13 protein-coding genes are annotated in these 13,313 nt (G+C 73.2%); 7 read left to right on the top strand and 6 right to left on the bottom strand.

All coding sequences use genetic code 11. The features are described 5' to 3' along the window. Positions 1-23: 23 nt before the first annotated feature. Positions 24-2,453, bottom strand: coding sequence for an ABC transporter permease (locus tag AB0C01_RS26945; RefSeq protein ID WP_357572454.1), 2,430 nt, complete (start codon positions 2,451-2,453; stop codon positions 24-26). Then, positions 2,447-3,208 carry an ABC transporter ATP-binding protein gene (locus AB0C01_RS26940; RefSeq protein ID WP_357242269.1) on the bottom strand — a complete coding sequence of 254 codons (762 nt, stop codon included), beginning with the start codon at positions 3,206-3,208 and terminating at the stop codon, positions 2,447-2,449. Before AB0C01_RS26940 ends, AB0C01_RS26945 begins: the two co-directional genes overlap by 7 nt. A gap of 169 nt (positions 3,209-3,377) precedes the next feature. Between AB0C01_RS26940 and AB0C01_RS26935 the strand changes: the two genes are divergently transcribed. The 3 genes from AB0C01_RS26935 to AB0C01_RS26925 are packed head-to-tail and all read left to right on the top strand — an operon-like array spanning position 3,378 to position 5,771. Further along, positions 3,378-4,535, top strand: a complete 1,158-nt coding sequence (locus AB0C01_RS26935) for a sensor histidine kinase (protein WP_357242266.1) — start codon at positions 3,378-3,380, stop codon at positions 4,533-4,535. Continuing rightward, complete coding sequence (locus AB0C01_RS26930; protein ID WP_357242263.1) at positions 4,532-5,200, top strand: response regulator transcription factor; 669 nt, start codon at positions 4,532-4,534, stop codon at positions 5,198-5,200. Before AB0C01_RS26935 ends, AB0C01_RS26930 begins: the two co-directional genes overlap by 4 nt. A 31-nt stretch (positions 5,201-5,231) precedes the next feature. Next, entirely contained in the window at positions 5,232-5,771 is a 540-nt protein-coding gene (locus tag AB0C01_RS26925; protein WP_357242260.1) for a DUF1697 domain-containing protein, read from the top strand. Positions 5,772-5,803: 32 nt separating this feature from the next. Here the strand turns inward: AB0C01_RS26925 and AB0C01_RS26920 are convergent, their stop codons facing one another. Both AB0C01_RS26920 and AB0C01_RS26915 read right to left on the bottom strand, forming a co-directional pair. Further along, positions 5,804-6,781, bottom strand: coding sequence for an MBL fold metallo-hydrolase (locus tag AB0C01_RS26920; RefSeq protein WP_357572453.1), 978 nt, complete (start codon positions 6,779-6,781; stop codon positions 5,804-5,806). A gap of 154 nt (positions 6,782-6,935) precedes the next feature. Beyond that, positions 6,936-7,874 carry a serine hydrolase gene (locus AB0C01_RS26915; RefSeq protein ID WP_357242254.1) on the bottom strand — a complete coding sequence of 313 codons (939 nt, stop codon included), beginning with the start codon at positions 7,872-7,874 and terminating at the stop codon, positions 6,936-6,938. Between the two features lie 51 nt (positions 7,875-7,925). Here AB0C01_RS26915 and AB0C01_RS26910 point away from each other — a divergent pair, with 51 nt between their 5' ends. Continuing rightward, entirely contained in the window at positions 7,926-8,885 is a 960-nt protein-coding gene (locus AB0C01_RS26910) for a LysR family transcriptional regulator (RefSeq protein ID WP_357242251.1), read from the top strand. A 99-nt stretch (positions 8,886-8,984) separates the two neighbouring features. Beyond that, on the top strand, positions 8,985-9,836 hold the full coding sequence (locus tag AB0C01_RS26905; RefSeq protein WP_357242248.1) for an aldo/keto reductase: 852 nt from the start codon (positions 8,985-8,987) through the stop codon (positions 9,834-9,836). Positions 9,837-9,905: 69 nt separating this feature from the next. Here AB0C01_RS26905 and AB0C01_RS26900 read toward each other — a convergent pair whose 3' ends face one another. Further along, a complete protein-coding gene (locus AB0C01_RS26900; RefSeq protein ID WP_357242245.1) occupies positions 9,906-10,748 on the bottom strand; it encodes a helix-turn-helix transcriptional regulator in 843 nt (280 codons plus the stop codon). Between the two features lie 102 nt (positions 10,749-10,850). On the opposite strand from AB0C01_RS26900, the gene AB0C01_RS26895 reads away from it, so the two are divergent. Together AB0C01_RS26895 and AB0C01_RS26890 are read left to right on the top strand one after the other, a co-directional pair. Further along, entirely contained in the window at positions 10,851-11,603 is a 753-nt protein-coding gene (locus AB0C01_RS26895) for an SDR family oxidoreductase (protein WP_357572452.1), read from the top strand. Positions 11,604-11,686: 83 nt separating this feature from the next. Continuing rightward, positions 11,687-12,673 (top strand): aldo/keto reductase, encoded by a 987-nt coding sequence (locus AB0C01_RS26890; RefSeq protein ID WP_357572451.1) that lies wholly within the window; start codon positions 11,687-11,689, stop codon positions 12,671-12,673. Between the two features lie 25 nt (positions 12,674-12,698). On the opposite strand, the gene AB0C01_RS26885 is transcribed toward AB0C01_RS26890, so the two are convergent. Continuing rightward, positions 12,699-13,214, bottom strand: a complete 516-nt coding sequence (locus AB0C01_RS26885; protein WP_357572450.1) for a GNAT family N-acetyltransferase — start codon at positions 13,212-13,214, stop codon at positions 12,699-12,701. Positions 13,215-13,313 lie beyond the last annotated feature (99 nt).

Here is a 13,313-nt window from a genome sequence, read left to right as displayed (position 1 = left end):
TCCCCCGGGGGGCGGGGCCGCGCTCATCCGGCGACCCCGACCGGTGACCGCGCGGGGCGGTAACGCAGCATCCGCCACGTCGGCAGCACGCTCGCCAGCGCCGCGAGCAGCAGGCACAACCCCACCACACCGACGATCACCGACCACGGCACCACCAGGTCGACAGGGGCACCGACCTGCTCGGCGAGGCCGGCGCGGATGCTGAGCAGACCGACGAACGCGACCACCCCGCCGAGCAGCGCGCCGATCAGCACCACCAGGGCGGACTCGGCCGTCACCAACCAGATCACCTGCCGCCGGGTCGCCCCGGCCATCCGGATCAGCCGCAGGTCGGCGGCCCGTCCGGCGGCGGCCAGCAGCAGCGTGTTCGCCACCGCGATGGCCCCGTAGCCGGCCGACACACCGATCAGCAGCAGGGTGAAGAGCCAGACGAGGCGGTCCTCCGCGGCGTCCGCCTCGGCCGCCCAGGTGGCGACGTCGACGACCCGCGCGCCGACCGGAGGCTCGATCCGGTCCCGGACGAACACCGTGGACGTCAGCGCCGACGGGTCGTGCGTACGCACCACCGCCCGGGGCACGAGCAGGTCGCCGGGGAGCGAGTCGTCGGTGACCACGGCGACGACCCGCAGCGACACCAGTTCCCCGTCCGCGAAGACCACCGCGTACGGCTCGGACGGCCGCAGGTTCGCCGCGGCGGTCACCACCACCGTGTCGTCGCCACGCAGGTCGTCGAGCGAGCCGGCGACGACGGTGAGCGCCCGGTTCGCGGCGGCGAAACCGGCCGGGTCCACCCCGAGCGCGGTCAGTGGCCGGTCCGCCGGCGGCGTCGCGGGATCGGTACGGAAGACCGTGGTCGGCAGGAGGGCGGTGCCGCCGGTCGCGGCGACGGCCTGGTCCGACAGACCGGGTGCCCGGTCGGGCAGCACGATCCAGCCGGCGTTCACGTTGTCGGCCCGACCCGCGGCGTAGGCGGCGGTGGTGGTCCGCACCATCCCGGACACCAGCACCGCGAAGGCGACGGTGAGCAGCACCGGGGCGGCCGTCGACGCGGTCCGCCGGGTCGCGGTCAACGCCCCGCCCCGGACCAGCATCCCGATCGCGCCACCGCGCCGCCGGACCGGAGACCGCAGCAGTCGCACCGCCGGCCCGACCACCGCCGGGGAGAGCACCGTGGCACCGGCCACCAGCGCCATCACCGCGTACAGGGCGTACTGCGCCCCGACGCGGGCCTCGTCGGCGGTCGCCGTCCCGACGCTGAGCGCGACCCCCGCGGCGACGAGCAGCGCGCCGGTGGCGACCCGCAGCCGCCCGATCGGTCGCTGCTCCACCGCCGCCTCCCGCAACGCCTCCAGCGGTCGGACCCGGGCGGCCCGGCGCGACGCCGACCAGACGGCCAGCAGCGCGATCACCGGCCCGGCGACGAGCGAGAGCGCGATCGGCCACGGGGTGTAGCGCACCCGGAAGGTCGATGGTTCGAAGCCGACCTCGACGAGCAGCCGGCCCAGGATCGGGGCGAGCACCGCACCCACCAACAGGCCGACGAGCCCCGCCGCGACGCCGACGACGAGCGCCTCGACGTACACCATGCGGCGGACCTGGCGTCCGGTGGCGCCGACGGCGCGGAGCAGGCCCAGCTCACGGCGGCGCTGCGCGATGGTGAACGCGAAGGTGGAGGCGACCACGAAGATCGTGACGAAGCCGGCGAGGGCCGCCGTGGCGGTGAGCACCTGCATGCCGATCCAGCGGGTGCGGGCGTCGTTGCGCGGCTCCAACGCGCCACGCGCGTCGCCGGTGAGCACCCGTCCGTCCGGGCCGACGACACCGCGTGCCGCCGCGGCGACCCGCTCGGGATCGGTCCCCGGCGCGAGCACCAGCCCGATGGCCCGGACGCCGGGCGCGAGCGCGGCGGCCACCTCGTCCGCGACCTGGACGCCGGGCGCGTCGACCAGACCGGTGACGGTGTACGGCTCCGGTCCCGCCGCGGTGAGCAGGGTGACCGGCGCACCGGTACGCAGCCCGAGCGCGCGGTCGACGACCACTTCGCCGGGCCGGCGGGGCGGCTCGCCGGCCGTCAGGCGCAGTCCGCCCAGTTGGGCGCTGGACCAGCCGTGCCCCTGGTGGGCGTCCTCCCGTCCGGTGTCGGCGCCCGAGGGTCGGCCGTCGACGAGCGGCTGGGCGTAGAAGGTCCGATCCGGCACCGCCGCCACGACTCCGGGCAGGGCGGCCAACCGGTCGACGAGTCCCGCAGTCGCGGTGGCCGACCAGGGCCGGGTCGGCAGGAACGACTCGGCCGACGCGCCCGCCTCGGGGCTGTGCACCACGACCGCGGCCCGCGCGAGCCGGTCCGGCACCTGTGGACGGCCGGAGGCGAGCAGCAGGGTGGCCGCCGCGACAAGCGTGACCCCGATGGCGACGGCCACGAACGCGCTTGCCGACCGCCGGATGCTCAGCACGACCGCTCCGCAGGCGTCGTCGCGAACGTCTCCCGCTCGGCGATCCGGGCGGCGACGACCGCGGCGGTGATCCCGCCGTTCAACTCGTCGACGACGCGGCCGTCGGCGAGCAGCAGGACCCGGTCGGCGTACGCGGCGGCGGCCGGATCGTGGGTCACCATCACCACGGTCTGCCCGTGGTCGTCGACGAGTGCGCGTAGCAGCCGGAGCACCTGACGGGACGCGGCACTGTCCAGTGCGCCGGTCGGCTCGTCGGCGAAGACCACCGCCGGCCGGGTGATCACCGCGCGGGCCACGGCGACGCGTTGCTGTTCGCCGCCGGACAACTCACTCGGCCGGTGCCCGGCCCGGTCGGCCAGGCCCACGGCGTCGAGCGCCGCGGTCACGTCCCGCGCCGGTGGGCGGCGACCGGCCAGGCGCAGCGGCAACTCGACGTTCTGCGCGGCGGTCAGCGTGGACACCAGGTTGAACGCCTGGAACACGAAGCCGATCCGGTCGCGCCGCAACCGGGTCAGCTCGTCCTCGCCGAGGTCGTTCAGGCGCGTGCCGTCAATCGTGACGACCCCCTCGGTCGGGCTGTCCAGTCCCGCCGCGCAGTGCAGCAGAGTGGACTTTCCCGAGCCCGATGGGCCCATCACCGCCGTGAACGTGCCGCTCGCGAAGCTGGTGCTCACGCCGTCGAGCGCCGTCACCCGCCGGGTTGCGGTGCCGTACACCGCCCGTAGCCCCGTCAGGGTCACCGTGTGTGTGGTCATGGCCAACACGGTGCCGGTTGCCCGGGGTGTCGCGCGTCGTGCCCCAGCGGGCACTTTGTTGCCCTCCCCCGGGTGGAGGTGGCGGCCCGGAAACACCGGCCGGTCGTCCTCGGTGATGACCACCCACGGGTGGACGCGGCCGACCCGGTCGGCCGATACCGTCTGGCAGGTGACCGCTCTTCTGCTGACCCGGCGGCTGCGGCCGGTGGACCTGTACCTGGTGGACGCCGTGCTCGCCCTGTCCGTCGGTGGTCTGCTCTGCCCGTACGCGGCGTTGGCGTCGCCGTTGCACGGTGGCGTGCGCGAGCCGCTCTGGGTGTCCGTGCTCGTCGGGCTCGCCCTCGGACTACCGTTGGCCGCCCGACGCCGGTGGCCGATGACCGTCGCCGTGGTGATCAGCGCCGGCACCACCGTGTCGCTTGTCACCGGGGTGATCCCGAACTTCGCCGCCGCCGCACCGGCGTTCGCCATCGGCCTGTCCTTCTACACGGTGGCCGTGTCGACGGCCACGCGTCGGTCGGTGCTCTGCGCGGCCGGTTGTCTCGCCCTGGTCAGCGTCGGCCTGGTGTTGACCGCGGGTGACCTGTGGTCACGGACCGGGGGCGTCGCCTACGCGGCCGTCATGATCACGCCCGCCTGGTTGATCGGCTGGTTGCTTCGCGAGCGGCGCGCCCTCGCCGCCCGGCAGAGTGACCAGCGGGTTCATCAGGCCGCAACGGAGGAACGACTGCGGGTGGCGCGCGAGCTGCACGACGTTGTCGCGCACACGCTGAGCCTCATCGTGGTGAAGGCGGCCGTCGCCAACCACGTTGCCGAGGCCGACCCCCGGGAGGCGGGGGCCGCCCTGCGGGTGATCGAGGAGACCGGCCGCAACGCGCTGACCGACGTCCGCCGGGTGCTCGGTCTCCTGCGTGAGGACACCCCGTACGCGCCGACGTTCGGCCTGGACGAGCTGCCCGCGCTCGCCCGGCAGGCGGCGATCGGCGGCGTCGACGTCCGGCTCGACGTCCGACGCGACGAACCGGACGGTACGGTGCCCGAGTCGGTGGGCCTCGCGGTGTACCGGATCGTGCAGGAGGCGGTGACGAATGTGGTGAAGCACGCGGCACCTGCCGCCTGTCGGGCACTGGTGACCGTCACCCCCGACGAGGTACGGGTGGAGGTGACCGACGACGGCCGCCGGCCGGTCCTGCTCGGCGGCGAGGGTCACGGATTGATCGGCATGCGGGAGCGGGTGGCGTTGCACGGTGGGGAGTTCCGGGCCGGTCCACGCTCCGAGGGCGGTTTCGCGGTGACGGCCAGCCTGCCCTACCGGGTGGCCGCGTGATCCGGGTGCTGATCGCCGACGACCAGGCGCTGCTGCGCGGCAGTTTCCGGCTGCTCGTCGACCTCGCCGGGGACTGCACGACGGTGGGCGAGGCGGGCACCGGCGTGGAGGCGGTCGCGCTGACCGGCCAGCATCGTCCGGACGTGGTGCTGATGGATGTCCGGATGCCGGAGATGGACGGCATCGAGGCGACGCGGCGGATCTGCGCCGACCCGGCGACGGCCGGCACCCGGGTCATCATCCTGACCACGTTCGACCTGGACGAGTACGTCTACGGCGCGCTGCGCGCCGGCGCCAGCGGGTTCCTGCTGAAGGACACCCCACCGGCGGATCTGCTGGCCGGGATCCGGGTGGTCGCCGCCGGTGAGGGGCTGCTCGCGCCGACGGTGACCCGCCGGCTGATCGACGAGTTCGCCCGGCGGGCGGAGCCGACCCGGCCGTTGCCGCGCCAGCTGGACGGGGTGACCGAGCGGGAACGGGAGGTGCTCACGTTGATCGCCCGTGGTCTGTCCAACGCGGAGTTGGCCACGCGGCTCAACCTCAGCCCGGCCACGGTCAAGACGCACGTCGGGCGGTTGTTGACCAAGCTGGGGGTGCGCGACCGGGCGCAACTGGTCATCGTGGCCTACGAAACGGGTCTGGTGGGGCCGAGCGGCCTACGCTGAGCCAGTCGACCCGCACCCGAGGAGGAGAGCCATGACCCGGTACGTCGCCCTGTTGCGCGGGGTCAACGTCGGCACCACCCGGTTGGCGATGGCCGACCTGCGCCGGATCGTCACCGACCTCGGCCACGAGGACGTCAAGACGTACCTGCAGAGCGGCAATGTGGCCTTCGGCAGCGCCGTACGTGACGCGGGGAAGCTGGCCGCCGGAATCGAGCGGGCGCTCACCGACGAGCTGGCGTTGACCGTGCCGGTGCTGGTACGCAGCGGCCGGGAGTTGGCAGCGGTGGTCGCCGGCAACCCGTACGCCGATCGGGAGGACGACCCGACCCGGCTGCTGGTGGCCTTCCTCGCGACCGCCCCGGCGACGTCCACGGTGGACGCTCTGGTCGTGCCCGGTGGGGAGAACGTGTCGTTCACGGTGGCCGGCCGCGAGGTCTTCCTGCACTTCGTCGACGGCGGTTACGGGCGGTCGAAGTTCACCAACGCGTACCTGGAGAAGAAGCTCGGCGTGGTGGCCACCACCCGGAACTGGAAGTCGGTGCGCGCCCTGGCGGAGCTGGCCGCCGGCTGACCGGGCGGGCGCGGGCGCCCGCCCGGACCCGGTCAGAAGTGGTACGCGGTCTCGTACTCGGGCACCAGCACCCGGCTGCGCGGCGAGATCCGGCGCACCGCCGCGATCATGTCGGTCAACCGGGCGCGGTCGGTGTCGGCGACCGTCGGCGGGTTCTCCAACGGCGTCTCGAAGTTGTCGTAGTGCACCGGCACGATGACCTTCGGGTAGTCGAGGCCGGCCAGCAGCCGGGGCAGGTAGTCGCCGGTGGTGGTGGCGCTCTGCATGGCCACCATCGCCACGTCGGGCGACAGGCCGGTGAGGTTGCGCTCGGCGACGTCGCTGGCCCCGGTGAAGTAGACCGACGGGCCGCCGTCGACCCGCAGCAGGTAGCCGAGCGTGTCGCCCTCCGGCAGGTCCGCGATGGTCGCCGGCTGCGGCGGCTGGGTCACCCGCACCCCGGGAAAGGCCACCGAGTACGACGGGTTGCGGCTGTGCAGCGAGCCGACCACCTCGACGCTGTGGTCCCCGAAGTCCAGCACCTCCCCACCCTTCACGGCGCTGAGCTGCGTCGCCGGCAACCCGTAGGCCAACCCCAGGTGGTACGCGGTGAGCGTGCCGAACACCCGTGCGCCGGTGCGCTTGGCGATGTGGGGCACGTCCATGAAGTGGTCCCAGTGCGTGTGCGTGACAAGCACCGTCATGGCCCTGTCGACGCGCGGATCGATCACGTCGGCGCGCACGGTCAACGGGGTGGCCGTCTGGAACGCGCCGGTGAACAGCCCGGTGTCGATCCGGCTGAGGAACGGGTCGACGAGGACCGTGCGGTCGGCGATGTCGACGCGCCAGCCGGCCGTACCCCACCAGCGGAAGCTGACCGCGCCCTTGCGGCGGGCAGCCGGGGTGGGTGCGGCGACCGGGGTGGCGGCCTGCGCCGGGGTGGCGGAGCCGGCGGCTAGGCCCCCGGCGGAGACGAGTGCGGTGGTGGCGGCGGCGTCGCGCAGGAAGCGACGGCGGTCGAGACTGGGCATGCGAATCTGCTCCCCGTGGTCGGGCTGTTTGTCGACCACGAGCCAACCAGCGCCACCGGGTCCCGGTCCAAGATCGAAGGCGGTCGGCTCCCATACGCCTCCGCATATCGGGCCAGCTCAGGGGCGGACCACCGAGGCTGCGGCGGGTGCGAAATCAGTCGCCGCGCAGCGCCTCGACGGCCGCACGGGCGGCCTCCCCCATCGCCAGGTCCACGTCGATGCGGCGCGAGGCCAACCGGTCCGCGCGGGCGAAGACGGCAATCGCGTACCGGCCGCCGTCGGGGTATTCGGCGACGCCGGCCTCCAGGTGCAGGCCGGGCAGGGTGCCGGTCTTGCCGGAGACCCGGACGCCGGGCGGAAACCCGGCAGCCAGCCGGGTCCAGAAGATCTGCCGGGCCATCCAGGCGCGGACCATCGCGCACGCCGCCGCCGGGCCGGCCTCGTCGCGCCAGATCAACGTGAGCAACCGGGTGATCTCCCGGGCCGTGCTGGAGGTGGTGTGGGCGGGGTCGAAGACCCGCATGGCCCGGACCCGGTCCGCCGGCAACGTGGGGAAGATCCGGGCGAACTCCGCCTCGGTCCGCGCGCCCACGTCGGTGAGCATCGTCTCGACCAGGTCCCGGGGACCGCCGAGGACACGGGTGCGGGTCAACCCCAGCTCGGCGGCGAGCATCGGCAGCAGATCCGGGCCGACCCGGCGCAGCAGCAGGTCGGCGGCCGTGTTGTCGGTGACCGACATGGCGAAGTACGCGAGGTCGCGCAGCGACACCTCGGCGTCGTCGGCGCAACCGGCCAGGCCCCACCCGCCGAGCCGGTCGGCGGCGGTGACCAGGACCCGTTCGGTGGGGTCCAGTTGACCGGCCTCGACCTGCCGGGCGAACTCCAGGACCAGCAGGATCTTGAAGATCGAGGCGATCACCACCTGCTCGTCGGCCCGCACCCCGACCTCCGGACCGCCACCGACGGCAACGCCGCCACGGCCGACACCGTCGACGTCGACGGTCAGGTCCGCGGCGTCCAGGTCGACGGCGTGCAGGCTGGCCGTCACCCCCACGGCGGCGAAGATGGCCTCGATGCGCTCGCTGACGTCCACGCCAGCACGGTATCCAGCGGCAGCGGGCCGGCGCTGGCGTAGGGTCCGGCCGTGGATCTGCTCCGGCACCTGCGGCACTTCGTGGTGGTGGCCCACGAGTTGCACTTCGGGCGGGCCGCCGAGCTGCTCGGGATGGCCCAGCCGCCGCTCAGCCAGTCGATCCAGCGCCTGGAACGGGAGCTGACCGTCGAGTTGTTCGACAGGTCCCGCCGCCAGGTACGCCTCACGACGGCCGGTGAGCTGCTCCTCGGCGAGGCGGAGGAGTTGCTCGCGGGTGCGGGTCGGCTGCGCAGCCTGATGGGGCAGGTCCGCGCGGGTGAGCTGGGCGTACTCCGGGCCGGGGTGCCGCCGGAGACGCCCGCGGTGACGCTGCGCTCGCTGCTGGACGGGCTCACCACCCGGGCGCCCGGCCTGGACGTGGAGCTGCACGAGCTGACCACCGCCGAGCAGGCTCGGATGCTCACCGAGCGGACTCTGGACGTGGGCCTGGTGCACCACCCGGTGACGGCGGACGGGCTGCGTTTCGGCACTCCGGTGGACGTACCCCTCGGGGTGTTGCTGCCACGCGCGTCGCCGCTGGCCCGCGACCGCGCGGTGGCGCTGGCGTCGCTGGCCGATCTGGATCTGGTGACCGCGCCCCGGGCGACCGCGCCCGGGTGGCACGACCACCTGTTGACGGTGTGCCGGCAGCACGGTTGGCGACCAGCCCGGGTCCGGCCGGCCCGCAACCCGGAGTTCCTCTTCGGGCTGGTGCTCGCCGGCGGCGCGGTGGCCGTGGAACCGGCGACGGTGGCGCGTCGGGAACCCCGGATCGCCTGGCGGCCGATCACCGGCGCGTCGCTGGTCCGGCGCACCTCGGCGGCGTGGCCGGACCGGTCGGCGCACCCGGCGGCGCCGATGTTCGGGCAGCTCGCCGCCGAGGTGCTGGCCGACGCCGAGCCCGTCGCGCCCGCGCCGGCGTCGGTGCCGGCGGCCCGGCCCTGGCCGGTGATCTTCGACACGACCGGGTGAACAGATCGTGCGTTGCACTCGTCACGCCGGATTGGCCGGTGAATCATCTTTCGCTCGGGTATGGATGACAGGCAACGAAGACGACGCGAAGGAGCCGCAATGGCCAACACCATTCCCGACATCAGCCTGAACGACGGCACCACCATTCCGCAGCTCGGCTTCGGCGTGTTCCAGATCGAGCCGAAGGACACCGTCGCGGCGGTGACGACGGCCCTGGAGACGGGCTACCGGCACATCGACACCGCCGAGATGTACGGCAACGAGGCCGAGGTCGGCGAGGCGGTCCGCGTGTCCGGCCTCGACCGGGGTTCGGTCTACGTGACGAGCAAGCTGAACAACGCCTTCCACCGCCCTGACGACGCCCGTCGGGCGTTCGACTCGACGCTCGCGGCGCTGAAGATGGACTACATCGACCTGTTCCTGATCCACTGGCCGCTGCCGACCCTGTACGACGGTGACTACGTCTCGACCTGGAAGGTGCTGGAGGAGTTCCAGCGCGACGGCCGCGCCCGTTCGATCGGCGTGTCGAACTTCCAGGTGGCGCACCTGGAGCGACTGGCCGCCGAGGCCAGTGTGGTGCCGGCCGTGAACCAGATCGAGGCGCACCCGTACTTCACCAATGACGAGGTCCGCGCCTACGGCCGCGAGCACAACATCCTCACCGAGGCGTGGTCGCCGATCGCGCAGGGCAAGGTGCTCGACGACCCGACGGTGGTCGACATCGCCGGGCAGCTCGGCCGCACTCCGGCGCAGGTGGTGCTCCGCTGGCACGTGCAGCGCGGCGACATCATCTTCCCGAAGTCGACCACCCCGAAGCGGATCGAGGAGAACACCCGGATCTTCGACTTCGAGCTGGACGACGCGACGATGGAGCGGATCACCAACCTGGACAAGGGCGAGGCCGGGCGGACCGGCCCGAACCCGGACACCTTCGCCTACCTGCCCAACTGACGCTCGAATGATGGTGATGCCGCTCAGTCATCAAGATGACCGAGCGGCATCACGCTCGCCCGTGGGGTTTCAGGAGCCGACGCGCTCGGCGATCCGGCGGAACACCGCGTGGGTCGGCGATCCGGGCTCGGCAACATAGACGATCATCCGCTGGTCGGTCTCCGGCACCAGCAGGACACGGCACTCGAACTCCAACGGCCCCAGGTCGGGGTGCGGCACCCGCTTGACGACCGGGCGGCGTTCCGCGACGTCGTGCTCGGCCCAGAGCCGGGCGAATCGGGGCGAGGTGCCGAGCAGCTCGGTGACCAGCTCGCGGATCGCCGGATCGGCCGGGTAGCGCCCGTAGGCGGCCCGCAGGTCAGCCACCGTGCTGCGCACGAAGCGGAGCACCTCGGCATCGGCCCAGTGCGCGCCGGTCGCCGGCTGCCGGAACGTCCACCGGATCATGTTGCGGTCCGCGTCGGGCACGGCCGCGAGATCCCCCACGAAGTACGTGGCAAGCCGGTTCCAGACCAGCACGTGGTACGCGGCGTCGACGAGGTACGCCGGGGTTTCGGTCATCGCGTCGAGCAGGTGCCGCATCCCGGGCGGAACCTCCCGGCTCGGCCCGCCGACCGGTGGCGGATTTTCCCCGGCGATCCGGAACAGGTACTCCCGTTCGTCCCGGCTCAGCAGCAGCGCCCGGGCCATCGCGGCGAGCACCTGCCGGGACGGGTGCGGCCCCCGGCCCTGCTCCAGCCGGATGTAGTAGTCGATCGACATCCCGGCGAGCTGGGCCACCTCCTGTCGGCGCAGGCCGGGGGTGCGTCTCCGTACCCCGTCGGGAAGGCCGACCTCGGCGGGGCGCAGCCGGGCGCGGCGGGTGCGCAGGAACGCCGCCAGTTCGTCCCGCCGCAGACCGCCGCTCGTCATGCCTCCAGCATGCCCCGGGCCGGGCTCGCGAGGGTGGTACCGCCGGTCCCAGGCTCGGCCCGTCTCTCCCCCGGGGCCGCCGGCGCAGACAGGCTCGACGGCATGACGAACATGATCGCCCTGATCACCGGGGCCAACAAGGGGATCGGCTTCGCCACCGCCCGGCAGCTCGGCGCCCTCGGGATGACCGTGCTGGTCGGTGCCCGCGACGCCGAGCGCGGCCGGACAGCGGAACGGAAGCTGCGCGACGGCGGCGCGGACGCGCGGTTCGTGCCGCTGGACGTCACCGACGCCGAGTCGGTGGCGGCAGCCGCGAAGCTGGTGGAGACGGAGTACGGCCGGCTGGACGTGCTCGTCAACAACGCCGGCATCATCCTCGTCGACGGAGAGCGAGGGCTGCCCACCGAGACGACGGTGGCGACGCTGCGCGGGGTGTACGAGACGAACGTGTTCGGGGTGGCGACGGTGACCAATGCGCTGCTGCCACTGCTGCGCCGGGCAACCGCGGCCCGCATCGTCAACGTCTCCAGCGATGTCGGCTCGATCGCGGCGATGACCGACCCGGCGAGCGCGCTGTTCGCGTTGACCTCCCTGCCGTACCCGTCGTCGAAGGCGGCGCTGAACATGCTCACCGCCATGTACGCCAAGGAGCTGCGGGACACCCCGATCAAGGTGAACGCGGCCAACCCGGGCTACTGCGCCACCGACCTGAACGGCAACAACGGCTTCCGCAGTGCCGAACAGGGCGCCGAGGTGAGCGTGCACCTGGCGACGCTGCCGGCCGACGGCCCGAGCGGGCTGTTCTGGGGCTTCCAGATGGACACCGGCGGTGGCTACGGCGTACTGCCCTGGTGACCGAGCGCTTGACCTGGAGCGCACTCCAGCCGTCAGGGTGATCCGCAGGCGCCCACCGGCAGGGCGCACGGAAGGAGATCCCCATGCGGTACCGCACGATCGGCACCGACCCGGCGACCCGGCGCGAGGTCAGCGTGCTCAGCCTCGGGGCCATGCTGTTCGGCAGCGCCACCGACGAGGTCACCTCGTACGCGATCCTCGACCGGTACGTCGAGGCCGGCGGCACGTTCATCGACACGTCGGACAACTACGCGTTCTGGGTGGACGGCGGGCAGGGCGGGCAGAGTGAGGCGCTGCTCGGCCGGTGGCGGCGCAGCCGGGGCGTCGGCGCCGAGATCGTCATCGCCACCAAGCTGGGTGCCCGACCGCTGGCCCCGGGGACCAGCTATCTGGACAACGCCGAGGGCCTGTCGGCGAAGGTGATCCGCGAGTCGGCGGAGCGCAGCCGGGAACGGCTCGGGGTGGAGCGGCTGGACCTGCTCTACGCGCACATCGAGGACCGGACCGTGCCGCTCCAGGAAACTGTGGAGGGCTTCGCCGAGCTGGTCGCCGAGGGCACGGTGGGTCTGCTGGGCGCCAGCAACCACCGGGCCTGGCGGGTGGAGCGGGCCCGCGCGTTGGCCGCCGCCGCCGGCCTGCCCGGGTACGAGGTGCTCCAGTACCACCGCAGCTACCTGCCGACCCGCACCGACCTGATCAGCGAACTGGACCCGGACGGCGAGCCGGGCGGCGTCGGCGGTGACCTGCTCAGCTACCTGCGTGCCGAGCCCGAGCTGACCCTGGTGGCATACTCGCCGCTGCTCAAGGGGGCGTTCACCCGGGCCGACAAGCCGCTCGGCTCGGCGTACGACCTGCCGAGTACGCCCCGGCGGCTGGCCGCGCTGCGGGACGTGGCCGGGCAGAGCGGCGCGACCGTCAACCAGGTGGTGCTCGCCTGGTTGCTGGGCGGCGACCTGCCGTCCATCCCGCTGGTGGGCGCCTCCTCGGTGGCCCAACTGGAGGAGAGCCTGGCGGCGGTCGACCTGGAGCTGACCGCCGAGCAACGACACCGCCTCGACACCACCTGGTGACCTGCCACCGACCGCCCCGCCGACCTCAACTCCCGGTCGGTGGGGCGGTCAGGTCGAGCTGCCAGTCGTTGGCACGCATCAGGTGCCCCGGCGGGTATTCGAAGCCGGTCTCACCGAGCAGCGTGAACCCGGCCTTGCGGCAGACCGCGTTCGAGGCCGCGTTGTCGACCGACGGGTAGGCGTGGGCGTGGCGGTGGGTCCGCCGGGCGCGGGCCACGTCGACCACCGCGCGCACCGCGGCGGTGGCCAGCCCCTGCCCCCGGTACGCGGGCAGCACCGCCCAGCCCATCTCGTAGACCTGCTGCTCCCGCCACTGCCGGGACCAGTAGGCGACGCTGCCCACCCGCGCGCCGTCTGGCAGGACCATGACGAACATGCAACCCTGGCCGTCGTCGGCGAAGTGCACGTATCGCTCGTGCCGGGCGAGCACCTGCTCGTCGGTCTCCGGGCCGCCGGTGTGCTTGCGCGTCTCCGGGGTGTTGAGCTGCCGCAGCAGGTCGAGGTCCTCCTCGCGCCACGGGTCGATGCGTACCTGAGCCATCCCATTCCCCTGTCCGTCGACCCCAGTCAAGCCGATCCGCGCCGACATTCCACCCCGAAACGCCGCCCGCTAGATCTGATCTAGCGGGCGGCCGACCTC

It is taken from the genome of Micromonospora sp. NPDC048905 (assembly GCF_040649655.1).
Taxonomy (GTDB): Bacteria; Actinomycetota; Actinomycetes; order Mycobacteriales; family Micromonosporaceae; genus Micromonospora.
The sequence above is the reverse complement of the archived record's forward strand: the minus strand, read 5'-3'. Positions and strand labels throughout refer to the sequence as shown.

What these genes read in the sequence shown, in the direction of transcription:
- AB0C01_RS26940 (WP_357242269.1), bottom strand. Translation starts at nt 3,208, where the DNA reads ATGACCACACACACGGTGACCCTGACGGGGCTACGGGCGGTGTACGGC.
- AB0C01_RS26925 (WP_357242260.1), top strand. Translation starts at nt 5,232, where the DNA reads ATGACCCGGTACGTCGCCCTGTTGCGCGGGGTCAACGTCGGCACCACC.
- AB0C01_RS26920 (WP_357572453.1), bottom strand. Translation starts at nt 6,781, where the DNA reads ATGCCCAGTCTCGACCGCCGTCGCTTCCTGCGCGACGCCGCCGCCACC.
- AB0C01_RS26905 (WP_357242248.1), top strand. Translation starts at nt 8,985, where the DNA reads ATGGCCAACACCATTCCCGACATCAGCCTGAACGACGGCACCACCATT.
- AB0C01_RS26900 (WP_357242245.1), bottom strand. Translation starts at nt 10,748, where the DNA reads ATGACGAGCGGCGGTCTGCGGCGGGACGAACTGGCGGCGTTCCTGCGC.
- AB0C01_RS26895 (WP_357572452.1), top strand. Translation starts at nt 10,851, where the DNA reads ATGACGAACATGATCGCCCTGATCACCGGGGCCAACAAGGGGATCGGC.
- AB0C01_RS26890 (WP_357572451.1), top strand. Translation starts at nt 11,687, where the DNA reads ATGCGGTACCGCACGATCGGCACCGACCCGGCGACCCGGCGCGAGGTC.
- AB0C01_RS26885 (WP_357572450.1), bottom strand. Translation starts at nt 13,214, where the DNA reads ATGGCTCAGGTACGCATCGACCCGTGGCGCGAGGAGGACCTCGACCTG.